Origin of the sequence: Bradyrhizobium sp. ISRA464, assembly GCF_029910095.1 — a bacterium.
In the GTDB taxonomy this organism is placed as follows: domain Bacteria; phylum Pseudomonadota; class Alphaproteobacteria; order Rhizobiales; family Xanthobacteraceae; genus Bradyrhizobium.
This window is the reverse complement of the sequence record NZ_CP094526.1, coordinates 5,770,581-5,796,029: the sequence shown is the minus strand read 5'-3', so window position 1 is coordinate 5,796,029 and position 25,449 is coordinate 5,770,581. Positions and strand designations below refer to the sequence as shown.

Below are 25,449 nucleotides of genomic sequence, written 5' to 3'. Positions count from 1 at the left end.
TTGGGTTGGTCGCGTGCTAACCAGAATTTCTCAGTGCGCCCCGACGGCGCGCATCACCAGTGGAGGAGGATTCCACCCAGATAGTTGTCGATTGATCTGGTAGCTGACGAGCGGATCGGTCGGGTAACCGGCCGGTTCGAAGCCTCGTGACAAAGGCCGCCTTGGGCGGTCGAGCAATCCAGCGGGCCGTAATATGAGTGAAGTCTGAGCAGGCCTCGAAAGTGAAGATGCGGATGCCGACCCGCCTGAGATACGGGGAAGGCCGTGTGGATAGGGAAGCAATCGACGTGCGCACCTGTTTGATCCGCCGGGGTAGTGGACTCGGCACGCTGGAAGGGCGATGCGGGTAATCGGGGGAGACCCGCAGCGGGCGGAGGTCGCGTCTTCAACGTCGCAATTGGCGGCGGCCTGCAGCGGGAGTCGGACAGGGACGCGGTACCGTTGAAACCGGGTAATGCCGGCGGAGGGAAGGTCCCTGACTTCTGGTGTGCTTTCAAAGACGGTGAGGAAACAGGTGATTGGCGATGAGCCTCGAAACGCCTGAAAGGATCAGGACCCTTCAGAGAAAGCTCTATTGCAAGGCGAAGGCGGAGCCTGCCTACCGCTTCTATTTGCTCTACGACAAGATCTGCCGTGAGGACATTCTGCGCCACGCCTACGCGCTGGCCCGTGCCAATGCGGGTGCGCCTGGTGTTGACGGGGTGACCTTTGAGCAGATCGAGGCGTCGGGCGTGGAAGCATGGTTAGCGGGGCTGCGCGAGGACCTCGTTTCGAAGACGTACCGACCCGATCCGGTGCGGCGGGTGATGATCCCGAAGCCCGGGGGAGGCGAGCGCGCGCTCGGCATTCCCACGATCCGCTGTCGCGTCATTCAGACTGCCGCCAAACTCGTGTTGGAACCGATATTCGAAGCGGACTTCGAGGACAGTGCTTATGGCTATCGTCCGCGTCGCAGCGCGGTCGATGCGATCAAGGAAACGCACCGGCTGATTTGCCGGGGCTATACCGACGTGGTTGACGCCGATTTGTCGAAATATTTCGACACGATCCCGCATTCGGACCTCCTCAAATCGGTGGCCCGACGCATCGTTGACCGGCATGTGCTGTGGCTGATCAAGCTGTGGCTGCAAGCGCCGGTCGAGGAGCGGGACGGCAACGGGAAGCGGCGCATGAGTGGCGGCAAGAACAGCAAGCGCGGCACACCGCAAGGCGGTGTTGCAAGCCCGCTGCTCTCCGTCATCTATATGAACCGGTTCCTGAAGCATTGGCGATTGACCGGACGCGGCGAAGCCTTCCGCGCCCACATCGTCTCGTACGCCGACGACTTCGTCATCCTCAGCCGCGGCTATGCGCACGAGGCTCTGGCGTGGACGAAAGCGGTGATGACGAAACTCGGGCTGACGCTCAACGAGGCGAAAACCTCGGTGAAGGATGCCCGGCGCGAGAGCTTCGACTTCCTTGGTTATAGCTTCGGGCCGCATCGGTACCGGAAAGATGGCCATTGGTATCTGGGCGCGAGCCCGTCCAAGAAGAGTGTTCAGCGGCTCAAAGCCAAGGTGAGCGATATCCTGGTCCCCGGCAACACCGGGTGCTGGCTTGACGTGCGTGACCGGCTCAATCGCTTGTTGCGAGGCTGGAGCACGTACTTCGGCTACGGCACTCGGAAACCGGCGTACCGGACCGTCGATAACCATGTGTACGAACGGGTCCGCGGATTCCTGGTCCGACGTCACAAGGTGCCGTCGCGTGGCACCCGCCTCTTCCCGCGAGAGGCTGTGTTTGGCGCGCTCGGGGTCTTGCACCTCCGACGCGTCCACTTGGGACCGCCGCCGTGGGCCTTGCACTGAAGCCAGTCGGAAAGCCGGATGCGGTAGCTCCGCACGTCCGGTTTGATGAGCGAGGAAGGGAAACGGGGCGTTGCCGAATGGCCCAAGCTACCGCGCCCTTCCCCGACTCTACCAGTGTTGAGGCGCATCGGGGCGCGAATCAGCGAAAGTTCTTTTGCGAGAAGGACTTTGCGATGATTCAAGGAATGCCCCGATGCCGACAGAGTGTAGCGCAGAACGGTTTGATTTTGGAGTGGTGGAAGGCCGGGCTGTGGAAGCGGCCTTTGATGCTGGCCTGGTGACGTCGGACGCTGGAGCGCTGCTTCTGGGCGCCGCCGATCGAGCGATCGATCTGGTGGGGCGTTTTGCAGATTGCTTTCGCGATCATCGCCGTCCGGACTTGATCGAGCATGCGGTCGGGACGTTGGTCGGACAACGGGTCTTTGGCATTGCACTTGGCTACGAAGATCTCAACGATCACGACGAGCTGCGGCACGACCCGCTGATGGCGGTGCTGGCGGGCAAGCTTGAGGCCAAGCGCGAGGACTGCGCGCCGGTGGCCGGCAAGTCGACGCTGAACCGGCTGGAGCTGAGCCGAAACGAGCCTTCGCGCTATCACAAGATCGCCTACGACGCGGCGGCGATCGAGGCGTTGCCGGTGACGCTATTCCTGGAGGCGCACAAGCGACCGCCGGCGCAGATCATCCTCGATCTCGACGCCACCGACGACCCGCTGCACGGGCATCAGGAAGGACGCTTCTTCCACGGCTATTACGACTGTTACTGCTATCTGCCGCTGTACGTGTTCTGCGGCCGGCATCTGTTGGCGGCCAAGCTGCGGCCCTCCGACATTGACGCCAGCGCGGGCAGCGTCGCGGAGGTCGAGCGGATTGTCCGGCAAATCCGCGTCCACTGGCCGTTCGTGCGCATCCTGCTGCGCGCCGACAGTGGCTTTGCGCGCGAGGCGCTGATGGCGTGGTGCGAACGGAACCGCGTGGATTACCTGTTCGGGCTCGCCCGCAACACGCGCCTGGTCGCCATGATCGAAGAGGAGCTCGCCGCGGCGCGGGCTGCAGCCGAGAAGACCGGCCGCCCGGCGCGCCGCTTCAAGGACTTCCAGTGGAGCACGCGCGGCACCTGGAGCCGAAGGCGCCGCGTCGTCGCCAAGGCGGAGTGGACAAAAGGGGAAGCCAATCCGCGCTTCGTCGTGACCTCGCTCAAGCGGGCCGAGGCGGGTGCGCGGCAGCTCTACGAGGACATTTACTGCGCCCGTGGCGAGATGGAAAACCGCATCAAGGAGTGCCAGCTCGATCTCTACGCCGACCGCACTTCCGCGGCGACCATGCGCGCCAACCAACTGCGGTTGTGGTTCGCCTCGATGGCCTATGTGCTGATCTGTGCCCTGAGGCGCATCGGCCTTGCCGAAACCATCTTTGCGGACGCCACCTGCGGCACCATCCGCCTCAAGCTCCTGAAGATCGGCGCACTGGTGCGCATCAGCGTCCGCCGCATCAAGATCGCCATGGCCTCGGCCTGTCCGGCCGCCGAACCGTGGGGCATCGCCGCGCACCGCCTGGCCAAAGCCGCCGGAGCCCGCGCCTCGCCGGCCTGACACGCGAAGCTGCGACGCGCCAAACCGCGGCATCGCCAACTGGCCCACCGGAGAAACCCACAACCTAATCCCGCCAGCCGCGCCTTCCCGCGCAGCAACCCTTCATGGCCATACTGGCACACCAAATCGGTGTTGTCAGATCAGTCGGCCCTGTGAGAAATGCGGGCTAGAACATCGTGCTGTTGTTCGTCGCAGTCTCCGGGACCGGCTGCACCGCGTCCCGGTGCTCGAGGATCTTGCCGCTCTCCAGCTTGAAGATGTCGATGATCGCACTGCCGCGGGTGCTGGGCTCGCGCACCGCGTCGACGTGGAGGATCACATAATCGCCATCGACGAATGATCGCTTGATCTTGCTGTGTGAGTTCGGGAATTTCTCGCGCAGGAAGGCGATGAACTTGCGGAAGCCTTCCGGGCCGTCGGCGGCGTTCGGATTGCGCATCCCGAGGTCACATGGTTGCCGGGAGAAACCTGGTTCACGCCGCCTTGGCGGCTGCACCATGGGCGTGCTTGTCGATGGCGTCGATGATTTCCGTCCACATCGGGATCGGCAGCGCGTGGCCCATACGTTCGATCATCACGAGCTTTGCGCCGGGGATCAAGGCGGCAGTGTCCTTGCCGCCTTCGGGGTGAACCAGCGGATCGACCGTGCCGTGGATCACCAGCGTCGGGGCCTTGACGCTGCGCAAACGCTCCTTGCGACTCCCGGAAGCCAGCACCGCACGGAGCTGGCGGCCGACGCCGGCCGGATTGAGCCCGCGTGCATAAGTGCGTTCCGCGCGCGAGCGGTCGAGTGCTTCATCCTCCGGGAACGAGCCGTTGCGCAGCACCTTCCAGGTCTGCGCGAACCGCGCGAAATACTCCTCCTTGGTCGCCGGCGGTGGCGCCATCAGCACCGCGGCCGCCTCACGGGTCGGCCCCGGCACCTTGGGATTGCCGGTGGTCGACATGATCGATGTCAGCGAACGCACGCGCTCCGGAAAGGTGATCGCGATCTCCTGCGCGATCATGCCGCCCATCGAAGCGCCGACGATATGCGCGGTCCTGATGCCGAGCGCGTCCATCAGCCCGATCGTGTCCCTCGCCATGTCGATCAGTTTATAGGGCGCCGCGACCGGAATCTTGAGGAAACGCAGCTTGAGCAGTTCGAGCGCCGTGAGGCGCTTGCCTCCGCTCATATGCGAGGACTTTCCGATGTCGCGATTGTCGAAGCGGATGACGCGGAAGCCGCGCGCGGCAAGCTGCCGGCAGAACTCGTCGTCCCAGTGGATCATCTGGGCGCCGAGGCCCATGATCAGCAGCAACGGTTCAGCATCCGCATGACCGAAGATCTCGTAGCAGATGTCGATGCCATTGGCGCGGATGATCTGCGGCGGCTGATGGGCGAGCGAGGTCACGGGCATCCCCTGCTGGTATCGCGGTCAGGGACCTCTATGCCATGGTTTGACGCAGCGCAGAAGGCTTTCGATGTGGTTGACGACGGCGTGGAGTTGACCGGCCTGCGACGACGGTGTCGTATGCAGAAACAAGCGGAAGCGCGGCAAGCGCCCGGAATTGGTGTGGAGGAGCGCCGAATGGCCGACAAGGGCAACGACCCTGCCGTGATCTGGCAGACGATGATGAGCGAGGTGGAGAAGGGCTTCAACTCCTTCGCCAACCAGGCGATGTCGTCGCCCGAATTCTCCAAGATGATGAACCAGGCCGGCGGCGTCGCGGCGGGCGCGCAGAAGCAGCTTTCCGAGCTGATGGAGAAATATCTGCTGGCGATGAACCTGCCGAGCCGCGCCCAGCTCGTCGGCATGGCCGAGCGGCTGCAGTCGATCGAGGGGCAGCTCAACGAGATCAAGTCGCTGCTGCTGCAGCAGGTGCACCACAATTCGCTGGCGCCGGAGGGCGGCTATGGCGCCGCGCCGCGGCCGCCACGCACCAAACGTCCGCCGTCGGAGGGAGAGCCGCAATGAACGCTCCCACCGGGTTTGATTTCGCCTCGATCTCGGAGCGGGTTCAATCCGAGGTGCAACGTGCGATCCAGCGGAGCATCAAGGGCGTCGAATATTTCTCGACCTCTGGCCCGTCGCTCGGCTCGACGCCAAAGGACGTGCTGCATTCGCGCGGCACCATGAACCTCTATCACTACCGGCCGCTGGCAGACGAAGTCTATCGTGTGCCGATCCTGATCGTGATGGCGACCACCAATCGCGGCTATATCCTCGACCTGGTGCCGGGGCAGAGCTTCATCGAATTCCTGCTCAAGCGCGGCTACGACGTCTACATGCTGGACTGGACCGCGCCGAAGCCGGAGGAGAAATCGCTCCGCATGGAGGATTACGTCCTCGACTTCATCCCGGACTCCGTTCGCCGCATCCAGCAGGATTCCGGCGAGAAGGATATCTCGGTGATCGGCTATTGCTTCGGCGGCGTGCTGTCGCTGCTCTACGGCTCGATCTTCAACGACGGACCGATGAAGAATTTGATCTGCTTCACCACGCCGATCGACTTCCGCGAGATGAAGCTGTTCTCCAACTTCGCCGATCGCCGCTATTTCGATGTCGACCGCCTGCTCGAGAGCGCCGGCAACATGCCGCCGGAACTGATCCTGCAGTCGTTCGAGATGCTGCGGCCGGCCTCGCGCGTCGCCAGCCAGGTGCAACTTTGGGAGAACATCTGGAACGACGAGTTCGTGAAGTCCTACCGGATGTTCGACCGCTGGGCGACCGACACGCTGCCGCTCGCGGGCGAATATTTCCGCGCCATCACCAAGGACCTGATGTGGGACAACAAGCTCTACAACGACACCATGACGGTCGGCGGCCGCAAGGCGAAGCTTGCCGACATCAAGGTGCCGATCCTGCACGCGGTCGCCGAGCACGATCACATCGTGCCGTATGATGCGGCAAAACATCTGATCACCAAGATCGGCTCCGAGGACAAGGAGGAGGTGATGCTGAAAGGCGGTCACGTCTCGCTCGTCGCCGGCGCCAATGCAATCAAGCGGCTGTGGCCGAAACTGGACTCCTGGTTGGGCAAGAGATCGACATGACCGAACAACGTTCCTATCCGCGCCACGTCAAGCTAGATGCCGGCGACATCGAGTTTCGCCTGATGACGCGCGCCGACGAGGCCGCGGTGCTGGCTTTCGCGCAAAAGCTCCCGACGCATGACCTCCTGTTCCTGCCGCGCAATATCAGCCAGCCGAAGGTGCTGTCGGCCTGGATCAACGAAATCGAGCGTGGCGACATCACGAGCCTGCTCGCGATCAAGGACGGCAAGGTGGTCGGTTGCGGCACGCTGGTGCGCGACCCGCACTCCTGGTCACCGCATGTCGGCGAGATCCGGATGGTGGTGTCGCTCGACGTGCGTGGGGAGGGCGTTGGCCGGGCGCTGTCGCAGGAGACCTTCGCCATCGCGCTGGGCGCCGGGCTGGAGAAATTCTCGGTGCAGATGACGGTCGACCAGCGGGCGGCGATCGCGCTGTTCGAAGGCCTCGGCTTCAAGGCGGAGGCGCTGCTTCGTGACCACGTCCGTGATGCCGAGGGCAAGACCCATGACATCGTGGTGCTAGGGCACAATGTGGCGCTGGTCCGGGCGCAGATGGAGGCTTACGGGCTTCCTGGCGCCGTTCAGAGGTAATTTGGCACCACTGTTTGCCAGTTCCCCTGGGCAATCTGCCGCACATTTACACTGATCACCAGTTCGTGATGTCGCAATGCAATATTTATGTTGCGATGCACCATTAGCTATGACACAACACTCTCGCCCTGGGCCATAGCGGACGGGGTGAGCCCATAGCTCAAACATGAGGATGGAGAGACCCCAATGACCACCGAAACCAATTCCGTGCTGAACAGCGTCAAGGAAGCCTTCGCGCCCGTCACCGAGGCATTCACTAAGCTCCAGAACCTGGAAGTTCCGGAAGCCGCTCGTGAGTTCGTGAAGAAGCAGGCCGAGGCCGCGAAGACCCGCGCCGCCGATGCCTATGCCGGTTCGGAGAAGGTGACTGCCGTGATCGAGTCCGCCGTCACCGGTTCGGTGACCGAGGCCGCCAAGATCAGCCGGAACATCCAGCAGGCGATCTATCAGGACGCCGAGGCGTTCTTCGCCGGCATCGACAAGCTCGCGTCCGCCAAGTCGCTGAGCGAAGCCGCCCAGATCCAGTCGGACCTGGCCCGTGCGCGTGGCGAAGTGTTCGTCTCGCGGGCGAAGGCCACGACCGAATATCTCGGCAAGCTCGTATCCGACAGCGCGAAGACCGCGCAGGACAACTTCGCCAAGGTCTACGGCAAGACCGCCTGATCGCGCTGCTTCGACCAACCGCTCTTTTTCGAAGGCCCGCCAATTCGCGGGCCTTCTTTTTTGCCGTGGTTCTCATACATCGTTGACGTCGCGCCTGCCGTCATTGCGAGGAGCGACAGCGACGAAGCAATCCACTTCTTCGCGGGCGATGGATTGCTTCGCTTGGTTCGCAATGACGGTAATCTGCCGCCAGTGCGATAGCCTCTCCGATCCCCATGACCCTTCCCGCCACCCTCATCGCCACTCCCGTCGACGTCGAACGCGCCGCCGAGCTGCGGCGCGTGAAGTGGCTGGCGACCGGCGTGCTGGCGACGACCTTCATCATCTTTGTCACGTCGAAGGCGCTGTTGCCGATGCATCCGGCCTTCGGCTTCATCGCGGCGTTCGCGGAGGCAGCGACCATCGGCGGGCTCGCCGACTGGTATGCCGTCGTCGCCCTGTTCAAGCGGCCGCTGGGATTGCCGATCCCGCACACCGCGATCATTCAAAGCAATCAGGCGCGCATCGCCGAGAAGCTCGGCGAATTCATCGAGAAGAACTTTTTGGAGGCCGGCCCTGTCGAGGCCAAGCTGCGCGAGATCGATTTCGGTGCCTTCATCGCCGACTGGCTGCGCGACCGCAAGCGCAGCGAGGACCTTGCGCGTTTCGTGCTGCGGATGCTGCCAGAGGCGGTTGCGGCGACCGAGACGTCGGGCCTGATGCAGTTCATCAGCCGCCGGATCACGACGCAGGTCCTCTCCGTCGATCTCGCGCCGCTTGCGGCCGGCGCGCTGCGCGGGTTCGTGCAGGAGGGCAAGCATGAGGGCCTGCTCGACGACATCCTGCGCGCGCTGCACCAGACGCTGACGCAGAAGGAAACCATGGCCGTGATCCGCGACAAGGTCCGCGCCGAGATGCCGACACTGCTCAGGCTCTACCGCGCCGACAAGTTCGTGGTGAACCGGATCATCGCGTCGGCGACGAAGTTCTTCGAGGAGGTGCGTAACGATCCGAACCATCCGTTCCGCGGCGAGTTCGACCGCATGCTGCTGTCTTTCGTCGACCGGCTCGGCAGCGACAAGGCATTCGCCGATCGCATCGAAGGCCTCAAGCGCGACCTGATGGCGCGGCCGGAGCTTGCCAATCTCGGGCGCACCGTCTGGGCCAACGTCAAGGATTTCATCCAGCGCAGCGCCTCGGGCGAGTCGCAGGTGCTGCAGCATCAACTTGCGAGAATGTTCGTCGAGGCCGGCGAGGCGCTGGCCGGCGATACCGAACTGCGCGGCGAAATCAACCAGGGCCTTGTCGCGATCCTGCGCACGGTGATCGCCGAACAGAAGAGCGGGGTCTCGACCTTCATCGCCGACCAGATGAAGACCTGGGACATGGAGCAGTTGCTACAGTTGATCGAGGTTAATGTCGGCAAGGACTTGCAATACATCCGCTTCAACGGCTCCTTGATCGGCGGACTTGCGGGCCTCGCACTTTACACGCTGGAATATGCGCTGCGGCTGCTGTGACCGATTGGGTACGGAAGTCGCTTTAGTTGTGGCAAGTGTGATCCACGCGGCTTGCAAGGAAGTGGCCGGTTCCCTAGCTTTTCCAGACAGATTGTTGCGTCGCGGAACGGTTCCGCTGTGTAAGCATCAACCTTGCTGACCCGTCCTGTCGATATCGCCCGCTGCCGAGACGTCAGGAGCCGGGCCGGAAGAGGAGCCGAAATGTCCGTTGCCGCGCAGACGCTACGCCCGCCATCCAGGACGCTGATGTTTCTGGAAGGCCGCGCCATCCACGAGCTCGGCGCCTTCCTTGGTGCATTGCCGCTATTGAGCCTCGCTCCGCGTGGCGACGGACATCCGGTGCTGGTGTTGCCCGGCCTGATCGCGTCGGACGTTTCAACTCGCCCGCTGCGCCACTTCCTCAGGAGTAAGGGCTACGCCGTCAGCGGCTGGCGCCAGGGGCGCAATCTGGGGCTTCGCGCCGGCGTGCAGGACGGGATGGTCGACCTGCTACAGGAGATGAACGACACCAGCGGCCGCAAGGTGTCGCTGGTCGGCTGGAGCCTCGGCGGCCTCTATGCGCGACAGCTCGCCAAGATGATGCCGGATCGCGTGCGCCAGGTGATCACGCTCGGCAGCCCGTTTGCCTCGGGCCCGAAATCGACCAACGCGTGGCGCGTCTATGAGATGGCGAGCGGCCGCCGTGCCGCGGAAGAAGATGCCCGCTTCGGCGGCGCGCTCGCTGGCGCGCCCCCGGTGCCGACCACCGCAATCTTCAGCCGCACCGACGGCATATGCGCCTGGCAGGGCTGCCGCGAGCAGGCCTCGTCGATGTCCGAGAGCATCGAGGTCGAGAGCAGCCATTGCGGCATGGGCCATCATCCGGCCGTTGTCTACGCGGTCGCCGATCGGCTTGCGCAGAAGGAAGGCGAGTGGTCCCCGTTCGATCGCGGCGGCTGGCGCAGCATCGTCTATCCGGATCCGAACCGCTGACCACATCCCTACCTCGCTCCGCTTGCGGGGAGAGGCCGGATCGCATGAAGCGAAGCGCAATGCGATCCGGGTGAGGGGGCTCGGCAAGATTAACTCTCATCGTGAACGCGGAGGGCCCCCCTCATCCCGACCTTCTCCCCGCACGCGGGGAGAAGGAGAAGAGGCCCGCATTGTCGTGAATCGGCAAAACGCGCTATGCGTTGAGGCATGCCGCAGCCGCTTGCCCGTATCGTCGACCAGTTGAAGCGCGAGCCGTCGCGCACCGGCTCGATCATCATCACCGTGTTCGGCGACGCCATCGTGCCGCGCGGCGGCTCGGTGTGGCTCGGCACGCTGCTCGAGTTCTTCAAGTCGCTGGACATCGACGGCAACGTGGTGCGCACCGCGATGTCGCGGCTCGCGGCGGACGGCTGGCTCGAGCGCAACAAGGTCGGCCGCAACAGCTTCTATCGGCTGAACGCAAAGGGACGGCAGACCTTCGATACTGCGACCAAGCATATCTACGATCCGCCGCCCTCGGATTGGACCGGCCGCTTCGAGCTGCTGTTGATCGGCAATGGTGAGGATCGCGACGCCTCGCGCGAGGCGCTGAAGAATGCCGGCTTCGGCAGTCCGCTGCCCGGCGTGTGGGTCGCGCCATCGGGCGTGCCGATCCCCGACGAGGCCGCGCACGCGATCCGTCTCGAAGTCTCGGCGGAAGACGACAGCGGGCGGCGGCTGCTCAGCGAAAGCTGGCCGCTCGACCGCACCGCGGACGCCTACCTGAAGTTCATCAAGACCTTCGAGCCGCTGCGCGGCTGGATTGCGCGCGGCGAAGCGCTGAGCGACGCCGATGCCTTCACCGCGCGGATCCTTCTGATCCACTATTACCGCCGCGTTGTGCTGCGCGATCCGCTGCTGCCGGCTCAGCTCTTGCCGGGCAATTGGCCGGGCAGGGCGGCGCGAAAACTCTGCGGCGAGATCTATAGAGGACTGCTTTCGCCGTCGGAACAATGGCTCGACGACCACGCCACCAACGAGGACGGCCCGCTGCCGAAGCCCAACGGGGCCGTCGCGCGCCGCTTTGAGGGGGTGTAAATATGTTACAGAAATATGTTGCATTCCGATAATTGTGTTATATATTGCTCCCAATAACACCTTGGGAGGTCGGCCATGTACACGCAGGCGCTCAATACATCCGATGGCGATGAACGCACCATCGAGGATGCCGCCCGCGCCGCGCAGTTCCAGGCGCGCATCGATGCCGACGAGCGCATCGAGCCGAACGACTGGATGCCCGCCGCCTATCGCAAGACGCTGACCCGGCAGATTTCCCAGCACGCCCATTCAGAAATCGTCGGTATGCTCCCCGAGGGCAACTGGATCACCCGGGCGCCCTCGCTGCGCCGCAAGGCCGCGCTGCTCGCCAAGGTGCAGGACGAATGCGGCCACGGGCTCTATCTTTATGCCGCCGCCGAGACGCTCGGCTCCTCGCGCGAGGAACTCGTCGATGCGATGCTGGCCGGCAAGGCGAAATATTCCTCGATCTTCAACTATCCGACGCTGACCTGGGCCGACATCGGCACCATCGGCTGGCTGGTCGACGGCGCGGCGATCATGAACCAGATCCCGCTGTGCCGGTGCTCCTACGGCCCCTACGCGCGCGCGATGATCCGCGTCTGCAAGGAAGAGTCATTCCACCAGCGCCAGGGCTTTGAGATCATGCTCACCCTGTGCCGCGGCACCGCGGAGCAGAAGGCGATGGCCCAGAACGCGCTCGATCGCTGGTGGTGGCCGGTGCTGATGATGTTCGGCCCGCCGGACCAGGTGAGCCAGCACAGCGACACCTCGACCAAATGGAAGATCAAGCGCTTCTCCAATGACGAGCTGCGTCAGAAATTCGTCGACGCCACCGTGCCGCAGGCTCAGTTCCTGGGATTGACCATTCCCGATCCCGGCATGAAGCAGAATGCAAACGGCAACTGGGAGTACAGCCCCATCGACTGGGAGGAATTCAAGCAGGTGCTCGCCGGCAACGGCCCCTGTAACCGCGATCGCCTCACCGCGCGGCGCAAGGCGCATGAAGAGGGCGCGTGGGTGCGCGAGGCTGCGATGGCCTATGCCGAGAAGCGCAAGAACCGCCAGCTCGCGCAAGCGGCCGAATAAGGGAGCGCCGACATGGCCACGCCGAACACTCCGCTCTGGGAAGTCTTCATCCGCAGCCGCAACGGGCTCGCGCACAAGCATGTCGGCTCGCTGCACGCGGCGGATGCCACGCTGGCGCTGCAGGCCGCTCGCGACATTTACACTCGCCGCGGCGAGGGTCTTTCGATCTGGGTGGTGCCGTCGAATGCGATCACCGCGTCCGATCCTTCCGAGAAAGGCATGATGTTCGAGCCGGCGGAGTCGAAGATCTACCGGCATCCGACGTTTTACGACGTACCCGACGAAGTCGGGCATATGTGACTCTTACCCCTCATGGTGAGGAGCGCAAAGCGCGTCTCGAGCCATGAGGCCCGTATTGCGATCGTGGCCCATCCTCCGAGACGCGCCTTCGGCGCTCCTCAGGATGAGGTCTGAGCAAGTGGATGCAGGTAGGAACAGTAGAATGGCAACCGCCAACATCAAGGTCTCCGAAACGCCGCTGGTGCTCTACACGCTGCGCCGTGCCGACGATGCGCTGATCCTCGGCCACCGTCTCTCCGAATGGTGCGGCCACGCGCCGGCGCTGGAAGAGGACATGGCGCTCGCCAATATGGGCCTCGACCTGCTCGGCCAGGCGCGCGAGCTCTACACCTATGCGGCCAAGGTCGAAGGCAAGGACAATGACGAAGACAAGTTCGCGTATCTGCGGGATGTCCGCCAGTACCGCAACCTTCTCCTGGTGGAGCAGCCGAATGGCGACTTTGCCCGCACCATGGTGCGGCAGTTTTTCTATGCGGCGTTCGCCGATCTCTACTGGCGCGCGATGATGGCATCATCAGATCCGACGCTCGCCGCGATCGCCGCAAAGTCGGAGAAGGAGAGTGCCTACCACCTGCGGCATTCGTCGGAATGGATCGTCCGCCTCGGTGATGGCACCGAGGAGAGTCACCGTCGGGCGCAGACTGCGATCGACGACCTCTGGGCCTACACCGGTGAGATGTTTGCGGTCGACGACAGCGAGCGCGGCCTGATCGACGCCGGCATCGCGATCGATCCGGCGACGCTGCAGCCGCGCTGGCTGAAGACGGTGACCGGTATCGTCAACGAGGCGACGCTGGCACTGCCGAATAATGACTGGATGCAGCAGGGCGGCCGCAGCGGCAGCCACAGCGAGCATCTCGGTCATCTCCTCAGCGAGCTGCAGTCGTTGCAGCGAACCTTCCCGGGGGCGACATGGTGACGACTGCGATCAGCGACGCCGACCTGCGCCAACGCGCCTGGGCCGCGGCGGCACAGGTGGTCGACCCGGAGATCCCGGTGCTGACGATCGCCGACCTCGGCGTGCTGCGTGATGTCGCCGTCCACGATGGCCACGTCGAGGTTGCGATCACGCCGACCTATTCCGGCTGCCCCGCGATGAACATGATCGCGCTGGAGATCGAGCTTGCGCTGGAGCGCGAGGGCATTCACGAGCCCAGGGTGCGGACCGTGCTGTCGCCGGCCTGGACCACCGACTGGATGAGCGAGGACGGCCGCCGCAAGTTGAAGGAGTACGGCATCGCACCGCCGCTGCCGGGCTCGTCGCGCCGCGCGCTGTTCGGCGAACAGCAGGTGATGTGTCCGCAATGCGGCTCGGCCGATACCGAGCTGCTGTCCGAATTCGGTTCGACCTCCTGCAAGGCGTTGTGGCGTTGCAAGAGCTGCCGTGAACCCTTCGATTACTTCAAGTGTCATTGACCATGTCGTGCTTAGTCGACGAGACTATGTCGTCATTGCGAGCGAAGCGAAGCAATCCATCTATCCGTGTCCGCGGAACCATGGATTGCTTCGTCGCGTCGCTCCTCGCAATGGCGGTGGGAGATAGGTGATGTCCGTTACGCCTCGGTTTCACCGTCTTGCTGTCCACGATCTGCGCCGTGAGGCGCCGGATGCCGTCTCCCTGACTTTCACGATCCCGAAGGAACTGGAGCACGACTACGGCTTCATGCCCGGCCAGTACCTGACGTTGCGCACCACGATGGACGGCGAGGAGATCCGCCGCTCCTATTCGATCTGCTCCGGGCCTGACGACGGCGAGCTGCGCATCGCGGTGAAGAAGGTCGATGGCGGCGCATTCTCGAGCTGGGCGGCGGATGAATTGAAGGCCGGCGACGTGCTCGATGTGATGACGCCGACCGGGCGCTTCGGCATCGCGCATGCGCCGGAGCAGGCGCGGATCTATGCCGGCTTTGCCGCCGGCAGCGGCATCACGCCGATCCTCTCGATCATCAAGGGCGTGCTGGCGTGCGAGCCTGAGAGCCGTTTCTTCCTGTTCTACGGCAACCGCTCGACCGAGGGCATGCTGTTCCGCGAGGCGCTGGAGGAATTGAAGGACCGCTTCATGCAGCGGCTGTCGGTGTTCCACGTCATCTCGGGCGAGGAGCAGGACATTCCGATCCTGCATGGACGGCTCGACGGCGAGAAGGTGAGGGTGCTGCTGCGCTCGCTGGTCCCCGCCGAAAGTATCGATCATGTCTTCATCTGCGGCCCGGCCGGGATGAGCGACACGATCGAGGCGGCCTGCCGCGACATCGGGATCGCCGACGAGCGCGTTCATGTCGAGCGCTTCGTCTCGGAGTTCGGCGGCAAGCCGCGGCCGAAGACCGTTGTTTCGGTCGGCGCGCCGCCGAAGGCGGTAGCCAGCCTGATCATCGACGGCAAGCGCCGCGAGGTGCCGGTGGCCGACGGCGAGTCGATCCTGGATGCCGCACTGCGGGCCGGCATGGACCTGCCGTTCGCCTGCAAGGGCGGCATGTGCTCGACCTGCCGTGCCAAGCTGGTCGAAGGCGATGCTGCGATGGATTTGAACTATTCGCTGGAGCCTTGGGAGCTGAAGGCGGGCTTCATCCTGACCTGCCAGGCCAAGCCGTGCTCCGAGAAGGTCGTGGTCGATTACGATCACGTGTGACTTTTGATCGTCGATCCGGGGTTGGTGCTGGCCACGATCACGGAGTGACGGAAGTAGCGTTGACGTCGTCGGCGTTGCGCAGAAGACTGAAGCTGACAAGAGGCTCGTTGCAATGAGCCCGACTGACAGGGAGTTCGATGTGAACGTCAAGGCCACGCTATCGCCCGAAGACATCGCCCGCGCCTGCGCGGAGGCGATGTGGAAGGAGGACGACGCCAGCAAGGAGCTCGGCATGGAGATCGTTGAGATCAAGCCGGGGCTCGCGGTGATGGCGATGACGGTGCAGCCGCATATGGTCAACGGCCAGCGTATCTGCCACGGCGGTTACATCTTCACGCTCGCCGATTCCGCCTTCGCCTTTGCCTGCAACAGCCACAATGAGCGCGTTGTGGCGGCGCAGGGCAACATCACCTTCATCCGGCCCGGCAAGCTCGGCGACCGCCTGGTCGCGACCGCGCGCGAGATCTCGCGCAGCGGCCGTTCCGGAATCTACGATGTGCGCGTCACCACTGCTGACACCGTGATCGCCGAATTTCGCGGCCATTCACGCGTGATACCAGGCACGTGGCTGCCGGAGACAGACAGCAAGACATAACGATCGATCTCAGGGGAAATGCGATGGCAACGGCAAAGCTGAAGGTCAAGGAGAGCGGTTATCGCCCGGAGCTCGATGAGGCCGAGCGCGCCTCGCGGGATGAGATCATGGCGCTGCAGACCAGACGGCTCGCCTGGTCGCTCAAGCACGCCTATGACAATGTCGCGCACTACAAGAAGACGTTCGATGCGGCCGGCGTGCATCCGTCCGATTTCAGGCAGCTCTCCGATCTTGCGAAATTTCCGTTCACGGTGAAGACGGATCTGCGCGACAACTATCCCTTCAACATGTTCGCCGTGCCGCGCGAGAAACTGGTGCGGGTCCATGCCTCCTCCGGCACGACCGGCAAGCCGATCGTGGTCGGCTACACCAGGAGCGACATCGACATCTGGTCGGAGGTGATGGCGCGCTCGATCCGCGCTGCCGGCGGCCGCACCGGCATGCTGATGCACAACGCCTATGGCTACGGCCTGTTCACCGGCGGCCTCGGTGCGCATTACGGGGCTGAGCGGCTTGGTTGCACGGTGATCCCGATTTCCGGCGGTATGACCGAGCGGCAGGTGCAGCTCATCAACGATTTCAGGCCCGACATCATCACGGTGACGCCGAGCTACATGCTGGCGATCCTCGACGAGTTCAAGAGGCAGGGGCTCGATCCGCGCAGATCGTCGCTGAAGTTCGGTATCTTCGGCGCCGAGCCCTGGACCAATGCGATGCGTGCCGAGATCGAGCAAGCCTTCAACATGGACGCCACCGATATCTACGGGCTGTCCGAGGTGATCGGACCCGGCGTTGCGCAGGAATGCGTGGAGACCAAGGACGGCCTGCACATCTGGGAAGATCACTTCTATCCTGAGGTGATCGACCCCGCGACCGGCACGGTGCTCCCCGATGGCGAGAAGGGCGAACTGGTGTTCACCTCGCTGACCAAGGAAGGCTTTCCGATCATCCGCTACCGCACGCGGGACCTGACGCGCTTGCTGCCCGGCACGGCCCGACCCGGCATGCGCCGCATGGAGAAGGTGACCGGTCGTTCCGACGACATGATCATCCTGCGTGGCGTCAACGTGTTCCCGACCCAGATCGAGGAAATCCTGTTGGCGACCGACTGGTGCGGCGGCCATTTCATCATCGAACTGACCCGCGAGGGCCGGATGGACGAGATGACGGTGCTCGCCGAGGCTCGCCCGGACAGCTGGGACGGCGCCGGCCTCGTCGTCCATGCCGACAAGGTCGCGGCTTTCATCAAGAACACGATCGGCATCACCGCCCACGTCCGCGCCGTCGCCCCCGAGACCCTGGAACGGTCGCTCGGCAAGGCAAAACGTGTTTACGACAAGCGGCCGAAGGGGTAACTCCTGCTCTGAAATTAAGCAGGACTGCCCTCAATGCCGGTTTCCCCTCAGCCTGACGCCCTCTCGGCCGACGCACGCTGCGTCCGGCTTCTGGCCAAGGCGGAGAACGCGGCGGCGGTTGCGCCGGTGGTCGAGACGCACGCGCTGTCGCGCGGCGCCGCCGACGTCCTGATCGAGGTGAAGGCGGCCGCGGTCAATCCGTCCGACGTCAAGGCGGCCACCGGGCTGATGCCCTATGCCGTGTTCCCGCGCACCTCGGGGCGCGACTACGCCGGCGTCGTGATCGACGGACCCTCCGGCTGGATCGGGCGCGAGGTGTTCGGCTCGTCCGGCGACCTCGGGATCCGCCGCGACGGCACCCATGCCACGCACCTGGTGGTCGAGGCCGATGCGGTCGTGGAGAAGCCGGCCGGCATCTCCTGGGAGGAGGCGGCTGGGATCGGGGTGCCTTTTGTCACCGCAATGGAAGGCTTGCGCCGCGCTGGGCTGCCGCAGAAGGGCGAAACCGTGCTCGTCATGGGCGTCAACGGCAAGGTCGGCCAGGCGGCGGTGCAGATCGCGAGCTGGCACGGCGCGCGCGTGATCGGCGTCGTGCGCAAGAGCGAGCCCTATGCCGGCCACACCAATTGGCCGGTTGAGGTGATCGATGCCTCCACAATCGATGTCGCGGCGCGGGTGCGTGAGCTGACCGGCGGCAAGGGCGCCGACATCGTGTACAACACGGTCGGCGATCCCTATTTCCAGGCGGCGCACAAATCGCTGGCGCTGCGCGGCCGCCAGATCCTGATCGCGGCGGTCGACCGCATCGTTCAGTTCAACATCCTCGAATTCTATCGCGGCCAGCACACCTATGTCGGCATCGATACGCTTGCGCTGTCGTCGGTTGCGACCGGGGCGGTGCTGCGCGAGCTCGCACCGGGTTTCGCCAGCGGACATCTGAAGCCGTTCCCGATCGAGCCGAGCGCGGTCTATCCGCTGGAGCAGGCGAGAGCGGCGTTCGTCGCGGTCGCCGGCTCGTCGCGCGACCGCGTGATCCTGCGGCCGTGACGACGGAATAGGAAGAACGCGCATGGACCCCACCACCATCGTCATTCTCTCTGCCCTGATCATCGGCTTGATCTACGGCTCGGTCGGACTCGTCAGCGGCTTCTGCATGATGAGCAGCCTGCGCGGCTGGTGGGCGCAAGGCGACGGGCGGCTGGTCCGCACCTACGCGCTGGCGATGGGCGTCGCGATTGCGGCCTCGCAGCTGCTTGTGACCGCGGGCCTCGTCGATCTCGGCAAATCGATCTACCTGCAGCCCTCCTTTTCCGCGCCGGTGATGTTCGTTGGCGGTCTGCTGTTTGGCTACGGCATGGTGCTGTCGAACGGCTGCGGTTCGCGCGCGCTGGTGCTGCTCGGCCGCGGCAATCTCCGTTCCTTTTTGGTCGTGATCGTGCTCGGTATCTTCGCCGAGATCACGCTGAAGGGCCTGATCGCGCCGGCGCGCATCGCGATGGTGCAGGCATCACAGATAACGGTCGCGACCAATTCGGTGCCAGCGGTGCTCACAAGCCTCGGCCTCGCGGCTCCGCAAGCGCGGATGATTGCGGCCTCGGTGCTTGCCGCCGCGCTGATCATCTTCGCATTCGCGCACGCGCCGTTCAGGAGATCCTTCGGCCAGATCGTTGCCGGCCTGATCGTCGGCGGGCTTGTTGCCGCCGGCTGGTACGCCACCGGCCATCTCGGCGCCGATGACTTCAACCCGACGCCGGTGACCTCGCTCACCTTCATCGCACCGATCGCGGATGCCCTGCAATATGTGATGCTGTCGACCGGCTCGACGCTCAATTTCGGCATTGTCACTGTGTTCGGCGTGTTCGCGGGTAGCCTCCTTACGGCGCTCGTCACCGGGCGATTCCAACTCGAGGGCTATCAATCGCCGATGCACATGCTGCGTTCGGCCTGCGGCGCGGCACTGATGGGGACAGGCGGTGTGATGGCATTCGGCTGCTCGGTCGGGCAGGGACTGACCGGACTGTCGACTCTGTCGCTGTCGTCCCTCGTCGCGATCGCCGGCATCCTGCTCGGCACCGGCGCTGGCCTGCGCGGCGCGCTGCGGGTGAGGCCGCTGGCAACAGCCTGACCTCATGCGCGCGACGGCGCGTCCGCAAGCGTGCTCAGGGCGATCCCGCCGACGATCAGGGCCGCGGCAAGCGCCAGCGAGAGATCGACGGGTTCGCCGAGCAGGAGCGCTGCGCTGACGATGCCGATGATCGGCGTCGCGGTCGTGCCCAGCGATGTCGTCAGCGCTGGCAGGCTCTTGTTGACCATCGACATCGCCCAGTAGGCCAGCGCGGTGCCGATGAAACCGGAATAGAGGAACAGCAGCGCGAGATGCGGCGACCAGGTCACGCGGGGAACGCCCTCCGTCGCCAGCGCCATCGTGCTCAGCACGACGGTGGCAACCAGGACCTGCCACAGCAGGAGCTGAAGCGGCGTCGCGATCCAGCGATGCGACCGGATGTAGATGATGTTCGCGGCCCAGCAGATCGCGGCGAGGATGATCATGCCGGCGCCGACAATGACGTGCAGATTGCCCCAGTCGAGCGATGCGGGATTGAGGATCACGCAGAGGCCGAGCAGGCCCGCCGCGACGCCGACGAGCTTGAGCATGCCGAGCCGCTCGGTCCCGGCGACGCTGGCCGCGAGCGCGACCCACAGCGGGGTGGTGTAGCCAAGCACGACCCCCTTGCTCGCCGGCAGATAACGCAAGCCAGCGGCGGCCAGTGTCGAGAACAGCGTCATGTGCAGGAGCGCGACGCTCAGCACGACCGGGACATCGGCCATCCTGGGAATGATCAGGTTTCCGGTCGCGCGCAGGATCGCGAGCAGGCCGATCAGCGCGATCCAGCTCCGGATTGCTGCGGTCCACAGCGGCGGGATTTCCACTACAAGCGATTTGGTTACCGACCAGTTGATGCCCCAGCCCAGCACCACGACCACGAACAGGGCAGCGGCTTTGGCAGGTGAGAGTGATTGGTTCACGGCAGCGTCCTTGCGGGAGAGAGACGTCGTGAATAGGATCGATCTGGCTCTCTCGAAAGAGCCAGATATTGAAGATTATAGGAGCCAGATTGATCCTCGCCGAACTGGTCACGCTGCAACGGTCGGACGATGCCGGGCTGGTGGCACAGCTGACGCATCAGCTTCGCGCGCTGATTTCGAGCGGGCGCGTCAGGAGCGGCGCGGCGCTGCCGTCGAGCCGGCAGCTCGCGGCCGAGCTGGACGTGTCGCGCAACACGGTGACGCATGCCTATGAGCAACTCGCGGCCGAGGGATATCTGCATGTCGCCGCGCGGCGCCGGCCGGTCGTGACCAGCGATATCGAGGATCGGTTTGCCAAGGCCGCGCCGGAGCCGAAGCGCGATGCGGCCCGCAAGCCGCTTCTGTCGCCCTGGGCGTCACGGCTCAAGGATGTCGAATGGCCGCTGTCGTATCAGGCCGCCTTCCGGCCGCTTCGACCCGGGCTCGCGGACGCGCGCGAGTTTCCGCACGAGATCTGGGCGCGCTGCCTGCGCCGCAGCGCGCTACGCCGCCGCTTCAACGAGCAGACGGTCATCAACCGGCCAAGCCTGCGGGAAGCATTGCGCGACTACCTCGAGGTCAACAGAGGCGTGCGCGCCGAGGCGGACCAGATCCTGATCCTGCCGACGGCGCAGGCAGCGCTGACGCTGATTGCTGCGACCGCGATCGTGCCGGGCGATATGGTCTGGACCGAGGACCCCGGATATCCCGGCGCCGCGGCGGCGTTCCGGGCGACCGGGGCCGAGGTCGTCGGCATCAGGCTGGATGAATGGGGCATGACGCGCAGGCGCGGGGCAAGGGCGCCCAAGCTGATCTTCACAACGCCGTCGCATCAGCATCCGACCGGGCGGGTGATGCCGGTCGCGCGCCGCACCGAGCTGCTGGCGGCTGCTGCGCCCGGCAAGAGCTGGATCGTCGAGGACGATTACGACGGCGAGTTTCACTATGACAGCCGGCCGATGCCGGCATTGCAGGGGCTCGATCGGGAACGGCGCGTGCTCTATGTCGGCACCTTCGCCAAGGCGATGACCGCGGATATTCGCATCGGCTATCTCGTCGTGCCGCCTGCGCTCGCGACGACGATGGAGATCGCGCAGCGGCATCTCGGGCTGATCGCGTCCGTGCAGGTCCAGGAGGCGCTGTCCGATTTCATGGCTGACGGGCATTTCCTGGCGCATGTCAGGCGCATGCGGCGCATCTACCGGTCACGGCGGGATCATCTTGCCGCGGCGCTCGCGCGGCAGCTTGGGGACGTCCTTGCGGCGGAGGTCCCGCCGGGCGGCATGCAGCTGATCGCCCGCTTCAAGGACGGCGCGACGGATGGCGAAGCCGTGACGCGGCTGGTCGCAGCTGGCGTCGAGGTGCGCGCGCTGTCGAGCCTTGCGCTGGAGCGGCCGCGCGACTTTGGCCTGCTGCTCGGCTTCGCCGCCTGGCGCGAGAACGAGATCGGCGCCGCGGTCCGGATCATGACCAATTGCCTGACCGGCAAGCGGGCGGCGCGCGTCTAACTCCGCCGCGTTCCCCTCATCCTGTGACACTTTGCAACGCTGTCATTGCGAGGAGCGATAGCGACGAAGCAATCCATTTCTCCGTTTGCGGCGCTATGGATTGCGTCGCTTCGCTCGCAATGACGTGGGTGCAGCGGTGCGCACCACCTCCTGTGAGGAGCCTGTGGCGCAGTAGGCTAGATTGATTATTCCGCCGCCTTGGTGACGATCCGTACCTCCGACGTCAGGGTCTTGTGCACCGGGCACTTGTCGGCGATCTCCATCAGCCGCTTGCGCTGGTCATCATCGAGCGTGCCCTCGATCCGTATGACGCGGTCGATCTGATCGAGCATGCCCTCGCGCGTCTCGCACTCCGCGCAATCCTTCGCATAGATCTTGCTGTGCGTCAGCGTCACGGTGACGCGATCGAGCGGCAGCGATTTGCGGTCGGCATACATGCGCATGGTCATCGAGGTGCAGGCGCCGAGCCCAGCCAGCACAAAATCGTAAGGTCCCGGGCCGGTATCTTGGCCGCCAACGGCCACCGGTTCGTCGGCCAGCATCCGGTGTGGACCCGTGGTGACAATCTGCTGAAACTTGCTGGCCCTGGTCTCTTGCACCACGACGTTGCGCGGGGCGGTGCCCGTATCTGCTGCCGGTTCCGGCGCTGCGAGCTCGACATAGCGCTCGACCCAGGCGGCAATGATGTCGGCGACATAGGCTGCGTCCTGCTTGCCGCTCAGGAGATGATCGGAGCCGGCAAGCGAGACGAAACTCTTCGGGTGCCTCGCCGCGACGAAGATGTGGGTGGCGTTCTCGATGCCGACGGTGTCGTCGGTCGGCGAGTGCATGATCAGGATCGCCTTGTGCAGCCTGGTCACCTGCGCCATCAGGTTCTGCTCGGCGACGTCGTCGAGGAATTCCCGCTTGATGCGGAACGGGCGGCCGGCCAGCGACACCTCGACCTCGCCCTGTGCGCGAATGTCGTCGAGCTTGTCCTTGAAGAGATGCGTGACATGGGCGGGATCGGACGGCGCAGCGATGGTGACGACCGCTTTCGCTTCCGGAACCTGCCCGGCCGCCGCGAGGATCGCCGCGCCGCCGAGGCTGTGGCCGATCAGGATCGCCGGCGCCGCGCGTGTCTCGCGCAGATGGTCGGCGGCGCGGACGAGATCGGCGACATTCGACGAGAAGGTCGAGTTGGCGAAATCGCCTTCGCTGGAGCCGAGCCCGGTGAAGTCGAACCGCAGGGTTGCGATGCCCTTGGCGGCAAGCGCGACCGCGATGCGTTTCGCGGCGAGTACGTCCTTGCCGCAGGTGAAGCAATGCGCGAACAGCGCATAGGCCTCGATCGGGCCATCGGGCGTGTCAAGCGCCGCTGCGAGCTGGTGGCCCTCCGAGCCGGTGAATTGAAAGCGTTCGTGCGGCACGATGGTTCTCCTTTGCCATCCATGGCCTCGTGGTTCGAGATACATGGCGTTGCCGCGCTCCTCACCACGAGGGTCTGAAACCTTGCTCGATGGACGACCTCATCCTGAGGAGCGGCCGCATCGCCGCGTCTCGAAGGATGAAGCCATCGGTCCAACTTCACCATCCGTGAAGCTCAGTCGCCAGAATAGCGCTGTTCGGCCCAGGGATCGCCGCGGCTGTGATAGCCGCGCACTTCCCAATAGCCCGGCGCGTCCTCGGTCAGGAATTCGATGCGCTGCAGCCACTTGGCACTCTTCCAGAAATAGAGATGCGGCACGACGAGCCGCACCGGACCGCCATGCTCCTGCTCGAGCGGCTGGCCGGACCAGCGATGGGCCAATAACGCGTCCTCCGCGGCGAAGTCCTCGAGTAAGAGGTTCGTCGTATAGCCGTCATAGGAATGCAGCACGACGAAGCGCGCATCCTCGCGAGGCTGGCAGGCGGCGAGCAGGTCGCGCGTGGCAAGTCCCTCCCACTGGTTGTCGTAGCGCGACCATGTGGTGACGCAATGGATGTCGGAGACGAACTGCGTCTGCGGCTGCGCGAGGAACTGCTCCCACGTCCAGTAGATCGTGTGCTCGACCGGGCCATAGACATCGAGCCGCCAGCGCGCGTGCGGGATATTGGGCGTCAGGCCTAGGTCGAGCACCGGCCAATCTCGCGTCAGGTGCTGGCCCGGCGGCAGGCGCTGCTCGTCGGGCCGGGTAACCTTGCCGGTGAGGAATTTGCCCTCGCGCGCCCAGCGCTGCTTGCTGCGCGTCAGCTTGCTCTCGGCAGGGGGCTCAGGGTCGTCGGTCATCAGCTTGTCGTCACTCGTGGCGATGCATCGCGGAGTCATGCTTGGTGTCGCGCATGGTCGCATAGATCAGGAGCGACAGGAAGATCATGCCGCTGAGATAGTAATAGAACCAATCCTCATGCCCGATGCTCTTGAAATAAAGTGCGACCGCCGGTGCGGTGCCGCCGAACACCGACACGGTGATCGCGTAGGGCAGGCCGACACCCAGCGCACGCACATTGGTCGGGAACAGCTCGGCCTTCACGATCGCGTTGATCGATGTATAGCCGGCGACGAAGGTCCACGCGCCGCAGATCAGGAGGAACGCGATCAACGGTGACTTGCTCTCCTTCAATGTGGTCAGGATGGGGACCGTCGCCAGCGTGCCGGCGACGCCAAAGAAGATCAGCAGCGGCTTGCGGCCGATGTGATCGGAGATCGCGCCATAGGTCGGCTGCAGGATGGTGGCGAAGATCAGCGAGCCGAAGATCACGAAGGTGGTCTGGTCTTCGGTCAGGCCGACCGAGAGCTTCACGAATGTCTGCATGTAGGTGGTGAAGGTGTAGAACGCCGCGGTGCCGCCCGCGGTGAGCCCGACCACCAGCAGCAGCTCGCGGGGATAGTTCAACAGTGCCACGATCGAGCCGGTCGGCTTCGAGACTTTCTTGGCTTCGATGAAGGCCTCGGTCTCGTGCAGGCTGCGGCGCATCACCGCGGCGAAGATTGCGAGCATCGCCCCGATCACGAAGGGAATTCGCCAGCCCCACGCCTTCAGTTCCTCCGGCGTCAGGAACACCTTCTGCAGCAGCAACAGGACGATGATCGCAGTGAGCTGGCCGCCGATCAGCGTGACGTACTGGAAGCTGGAATAGAAGCCGCGGTGCTTGGCGTCGGCCACCTCGCTGAGATACGTGGCGCTCGCACCATACTCGCCACCCAGGCTCAAGCCCTCGATGATGCGCGCCAGCGCCAGGATCGCCGGCGCGGCAAAGCCGATGGTCTCGTAGGTCGGCGTCACCGCGATGATCAGCGAGCCGAAGCACATGCAGACCACCGAAACGGTCAGCGACAGGCGGCGGCCGTAGCGGTCGGCGATAAAGCCGAACAGCCAGCCACCGAGCGGGCGCATCAGGAAGGTGGCCGCGAACAGCACCGCCGCGTTGAGCTGCTGGACCACGGGGTCGCTGTGCGGAAAGAACGCGGGCGCGAAATAGAGTGCGAACGCCGTATAGGCGTAAAAGTCATACCACTCGACGAGATTGCCGACCGAGCCGATGAAGATCGCCTTCACCCGCCGCTCCACGTCGTGGATGTCGAGATGATCGCTCGCGGGCTGAGCGGTTTGATCGGACATAGCGTAGCCTCCCGGACTCTTTGGCTCAATTCCGGGGCCAAGCTACCTCATTTGGCGGGCACGATGTAACCGGT

General features: G+C 64.5%; 24 protein-coding genes and 1 pseudogene. 19 read left to right on the top strand and 6 right to left on the bottom strand.

Annotated features, from left to right (window positions below; genetic code table 11):
- The first annotated feature begins 524 nt into the window (after positions 1-524).
- Both ltrA and MTX19_RS27045 read left to right on the top strand, forming a co-directional pair.
- Entirely contained in the window at positions 525-1,847 is a 1,323-nt protein-coding gene (gene ltrA, locus MTX19_RS27050) for a group II intron reverse transcriptase/maturase (RefSeq protein ID WP_280980119.1), read from the top strand.
- A 193-nt stretch (positions 1,848-2,040) separates the two neighbouring features.
- A complete protein-coding gene (locus MTX19_RS27045) occupies positions 2,041-3,438 on the top strand; it encodes an IS1380 family transposase (RefSeq protein ID WP_280980118.1) in 1,398 nt (465 codons plus the stop codon).
- 166 nt (positions 3,439-3,604) lie between these two features.
- On the opposite strand, the pseudogene MTX19_RS27040 reads toward MTX19_RS27045, so the two are convergent.
- A pseudogene (locus tag MTX19_RS27040) lies at positions 3,605-3,871 on the bottom strand (nuclear transport factor 2 family protein); the annotation flags it as partial.
- A 40-nt stretch (positions 3,872-3,911) separates the two neighbouring features.
- Complete coding sequence (locus MTX19_RS27035; protein ID WP_280980117.1) at positions 3,912-4,838, bottom strand: alpha/beta hydrolase; 927 nt, start codon at positions 4,836-4,838, stop codon at positions 3,912-3,914.
- Positions 4,839-5,009: 171 nt separating this feature from the next.
- Between MTX19_RS27035 and MTX19_RS27030 the strand changes: the two genes are divergently transcribed.
- The 16 genes from MTX19_RS27030 to MTX19_RS26955 all read left to right on the top strand — a co-directional run bounded on the left by MTX19_RS27030 (position 5,010) and on the right by MTX19_RS26955 (position 19,345).
- Positions 5,010-5,396 carry a hypothetical protein gene (locus MTX19_RS27030; RefSeq protein ID WP_280980116.1) on the top strand — a complete coding sequence of 129 codons (387 nt, stop codon included), beginning with the start codon at positions 5,010-5,012 and terminating at the stop codon, positions 5,394-5,396.
- Positions 5,393-6,475 carry an alpha/beta fold hydrolase gene (locus tag MTX19_RS27025; protein WP_280980115.1) on the top strand — a complete coding sequence of 361 codons (1,083 nt, stop codon included), beginning with the start codon at positions 5,393-5,395 and terminating at the stop codon, positions 6,473-6,475. The genes MTX19_RS27030 and MTX19_RS27025 overlap by 4 nt, the downstream gene beginning before the upstream one ends.
- Positions 6,472-7,065: a GNAT family N-acetyltransferase gene (locus MTX19_RS27020; protein ID WP_280980114.1), complete on the top strand. Its 594-nt coding sequence runs from the start codon at positions 6,472-6,474 to the stop codon at positions 7,063-7,065. The genes MTX19_RS27025 and MTX19_RS27020 overlap by 4 nt, the downstream gene beginning before the upstream one ends.
- Positions 7,066-7,251: 186 nt before the next feature.
- Positions 7,252-7,728 carry a phasin gene (locus MTX19_RS27015; RefSeq protein WP_280980113.1) on the top strand — a complete coding sequence of 159 codons (477 nt, stop codon included), beginning with the start codon at positions 7,252-7,254 and terminating at the stop codon, positions 7,726-7,728.
- A 215-nt stretch (positions 7,729-7,943) separates the two neighbouring features.
- Positions 7,944-9,227, top strand: a complete 1,284-nt coding sequence (locus tag MTX19_RS27010; RefSeq protein WP_280980112.1) for a DUF445 domain-containing protein — start codon at positions 7,944-7,946, stop codon at positions 9,225-9,227.
- A gap of 201 nt (positions 9,228-9,428) precedes the next feature.
- Positions 9,429-10,199: an alpha/beta hydrolase gene (locus MTX19_RS27005; protein ID WP_280985552.1), complete on the top strand. Its 771-nt coding sequence runs from the start codon at positions 9,429-9,431 to the stop codon at positions 10,197-10,199.
- Positions 10,200-10,406: 207 nt separating this feature from the next.
- The gene (gene paaX / locus MTX19_RS27000) at positions 10,407-11,276 is read left to right on the top strand and encodes a phenylacetic acid degradation operon negative regulatory protein PaaX (protein WP_280985551.1); all 870 of its coding nucleotides are present in this window, start codon (positions 10,407-10,409) and stop codon (positions 11,274-11,276) included.
- A gap of 75 nt (positions 11,277-11,351) precedes the next feature.
- Entirely contained in the window at positions 11,352-12,344 is a 993-nt protein-coding gene (gene paaA, locus MTX19_RS26995; RefSeq protein WP_280980110.1) for a 1,2-phenylacetyl-CoA epoxidase subunit PaaA, read from the top strand.
- A gap of 12 nt (positions 12,345-12,356) precedes the next feature.
- Positions 12,357-12,644: a 1,2-phenylacetyl-CoA epoxidase subunit PaaB gene (paaB, locus tag MTX19_RS26990; RefSeq protein ID WP_225711457.1), complete on the top strand. Its 288-nt coding sequence runs from the start codon at positions 12,357-12,359 to the stop codon at positions 12,642-12,644.
- Positions 12,645-12,786: 142 nt separating this feature from the next.
- The gene (paaC, locus tag MTX19_RS26985; protein ID WP_280980109.1) at positions 12,787-13,563 is read left to right on the top strand and encodes a 1,2-phenylacetyl-CoA epoxidase subunit PaaC; all 777 of its coding nucleotides are present in this window, start codon (positions 12,787-12,789) and stop codon (positions 13,561-13,563) included.
- Positions 13,557-14,060 carry a 1,2-phenylacetyl-CoA epoxidase subunit PaaD gene (gene paaD, locus MTX19_RS26980; RefSeq protein ID WP_280980108.1) on the top strand — a complete coding sequence of 168 codons (504 nt, stop codon included), beginning with the start codon at positions 13,557-13,559 and terminating at the stop codon, positions 14,058-14,060. The genes paaC and paaD overlap by 7 nt, the downstream gene beginning before the upstream one ends.
- A 130-nt stretch (positions 14,061-14,190) precedes the next feature.
- Positions 14,191-15,270, top strand: coding sequence for a 1,2-phenylacetyl-CoA epoxidase subunit PaaE (gene paaE / locus MTX19_RS26975; protein WP_280980107.1), 1,080 nt, complete (start codon positions 14,191-14,193; stop codon positions 15,268-15,270).
- A gap of 139 nt (positions 15,271-15,409) precedes the next feature.
- Positions 15,410-15,865 (top strand): hydroxyphenylacetyl-CoA thioesterase PaaI, encoded by a 456-nt coding sequence (paaI, locus tag MTX19_RS26970; protein ID WP_280984891.1) that lies wholly within the window; start codon positions 15,410-15,412, stop codon positions 15,863-15,865.
- A 23-nt stretch (positions 15,866-15,888) separates the two neighbouring features.
- On the top strand, positions 15,889-17,220 hold the full coding sequence (gene paaK / locus MTX19_RS26965) for a phenylacetate--CoA ligase PaaK (RefSeq protein WP_280980106.1): 1,332 nt from the start codon (positions 15,889-15,891) through the stop codon (positions 17,218-17,220).
- 33 nt (positions 17,221-17,253) lie between these two features.
- Complete coding sequence (locus MTX19_RS26960) at positions 17,254-18,267, top strand: zinc-binding alcohol dehydrogenase family protein (RefSeq protein ID WP_280980105.1); 1,014 nt, start codon at positions 17,254-17,256, stop codon at positions 18,265-18,267.
- Positions 18,268-18,289: 22 nt separating this feature from the next.
- Positions 18,290-19,345 carry a YeeE/YedE family protein gene (locus MTX19_RS26955; protein ID WP_280980104.1) on the top strand — a complete coding sequence of 352 codons (1,056 nt, stop codon included), beginning with the start codon at positions 18,290-18,292 and terminating at the stop codon, positions 19,343-19,345.
- A gap of 2 nt (positions 19,346-19,347) precedes the next feature.
- Here the strand turns inward: MTX19_RS26955 and MTX19_RS26950 are convergent, their stop codons facing one another.
- On the bottom strand, positions 19,348-20,247 hold the full coding sequence (locus MTX19_RS26950) for a DMT family transporter (protein ID WP_280980103.1): 900 nt from the start codon (positions 20,245-20,247) through the stop codon (positions 19,348-19,350).
- Between the two features lie 92 nt (positions 20,248-20,339).
- Here MTX19_RS26950 and MTX19_RS26945 point away from each other — a divergent pair, with 92 nt between their 5' ends.
- Positions 20,340-21,794, top strand: a complete 1,455-nt coding sequence (locus MTX19_RS26945; RefSeq protein WP_280986141.1) for a PLP-dependent aminotransferase family protein — start codon at positions 20,340-20,342, stop codon at positions 21,792-21,794.
- 185 nt (positions 21,795-21,979) lie between these two features.
- Here the strand turns inward: MTX19_RS26945 and MTX19_RS26940 are convergent, their stop codons facing one another.
- The 3 genes from MTX19_RS26940 to MTX19_RS26930 form a co-directional block, all read right to left on the bottom strand.
- A complete protein-coding gene (locus MTX19_RS26940; RefSeq protein ID WP_280980100.1) occupies positions 21,980-23,203 on the bottom strand; it encodes a bifunctional alpha/beta hydrolase/OsmC family protein in 1,224 nt (407 codons plus the stop codon).
- Positions 23,204-23,376: 173 nt separating this feature from the next.
- On the bottom strand, positions 23,377-24,042 hold the full coding sequence (locus tag MTX19_RS26935) for a sulfite oxidase-like oxidoreductase (protein WP_280980098.1): 666 nt from the start codon (positions 24,040-24,042) through the stop codon (positions 23,377-23,379).
- Positions 24,043-24,052: 10 nt separating this feature from the next.
- On the bottom strand, positions 24,053-25,375 hold the full coding sequence (locus MTX19_RS26930; protein ID WP_280980097.1) for an MFS transporter: 1,323 nt from the start codon (positions 25,373-25,375) through the stop codon (positions 24,053-24,055).
- Positions 25,376-25,449 lie beyond the last annotated feature (74 nt).

Coding starts and splice junctions, on each gene's coding strand:
- MTX19_RS26955 (WP_280980104.1), top strand. CDS start 18,290: ATGGACCCCACCACCATCGTCATTCTCTCTGCCCTGATCATCGGCTTG.
- MTX19_RS27010 (WP_280980112.1), top strand. CDS start 7,944: ATGACCCTTCCCGCCACCCTCATCGCCACTCCCGTCGACGTCGAACGC.
- paaA (WP_280980110.1), top strand. CDS start 11,352: ATGTACACGCAGGCGCTCAATACATCCGATGGCGATGAACGCACCATC.
- MTX19_RS27045 (WP_280980118.1), top strand. CDS start 2,041: ATGCCGACAGAGTGTAGCGCAGAACGGTTTGATTTTGGAGTGGTGGAA.
- paaE (WP_280980107.1), top strand. CDS start 14,191: ATGTCCGTTACGCCTCGGTTTCACCGTCTTGCTGTCCACGATCTGCGC.
- ltrA (WP_280980119.1), top strand. CDS start 525: ATGAGCCTCGAAACGCCTGAAAGGATCAGGACCCTTCAGAGAAAGCTC.
- MTX19_RS27015 (WP_280980113.1), top strand. CDS start 7,252: ATGACCACCGAAACCAATTCCGTGCTGAACAGCGTCAAGGAAGCCTTC.
- MTX19_RS27035 (WP_280980117.1), bottom strand. CDS start 4,838: ATGCCCGTGACCTCGCTCGCCCATCAGCCGCCGCAGATCATCCGCGCC.
- MTX19_RS27030 (WP_280980116.1), top strand. CDS start 5,010: ATGGCCGACAAGGGCAACGACCCTGCCGTGATCTGGCAGACGATGATG.
- MTX19_RS26930 (WP_280980097.1), bottom strand. CDS start 25,375: ATGTCCGATCAAACCGCTCAGCCCGCGAGCGATCATCTCGACATCCAC.
- paaK (WP_280980106.1), top strand. CDS start 15,889: ATGGCAACGGCAAAGCTGAAGGTCAAGGAGAGCGGTTATCGCCCGGAG.
- MTX19_RS26960 (WP_280980105.1), top strand. CDS start 17,254: ATGCCGGTTTCCCCTCAGCCTGACGCCCTCTCGGCCGACGCACGCTGC.
- MTX19_RS27025 (WP_280980115.1), top strand. CDS start 5,393: ATGAACGCTCCCACCGGGTTTGATTTCGCCTCGATCTCGGAGCGGGTT.
- MTX19_RS27005 (WP_280985552.1), top strand. CDS start 9,429: ATGTCCGTTGCCGCGCAGACGCTACGCCCGCCATCCAGGACGCTGATG.
- paaC (WP_280980109.1), top strand. CDS start 12,787: ATGGCAACCGCCAACATCAAGGTCTCCGAAACGCCGCTGGTGCTCTAC.
- MTX19_RS27020 (WP_280980114.1), top strand. CDS start 6,472: ATGACCGAACAACGTTCCTATCCGCGCCACGTCAAGCTAGATGCCGGC.
- paaD (WP_280980108.1), top strand. CDS start 13,557: ATGGTGACGACTGCGATCAGCGACGCCGACCTGCGCCAACGCGCCTGG.
- paaX (WP_280985551.1), top strand. CDS start 10,407: ATGCCGCAGCCGCTTGCCCGTATCGTCGACCAGTTGAAGCGCGAGCCG.
- MTX19_RS26935 (WP_280980098.1), bottom strand. CDS start 24,042: ATGACCGACGACCCTGAGCCCCCTGCCGAGAGCAAGCTGACGCGCAGC.
- paaB (WP_225711457.1), top strand. CDS start 12,357: ATGGCCACGCCGAACACTCCGCTCTGGGAAGTCTTCATCCGCAGCCGC.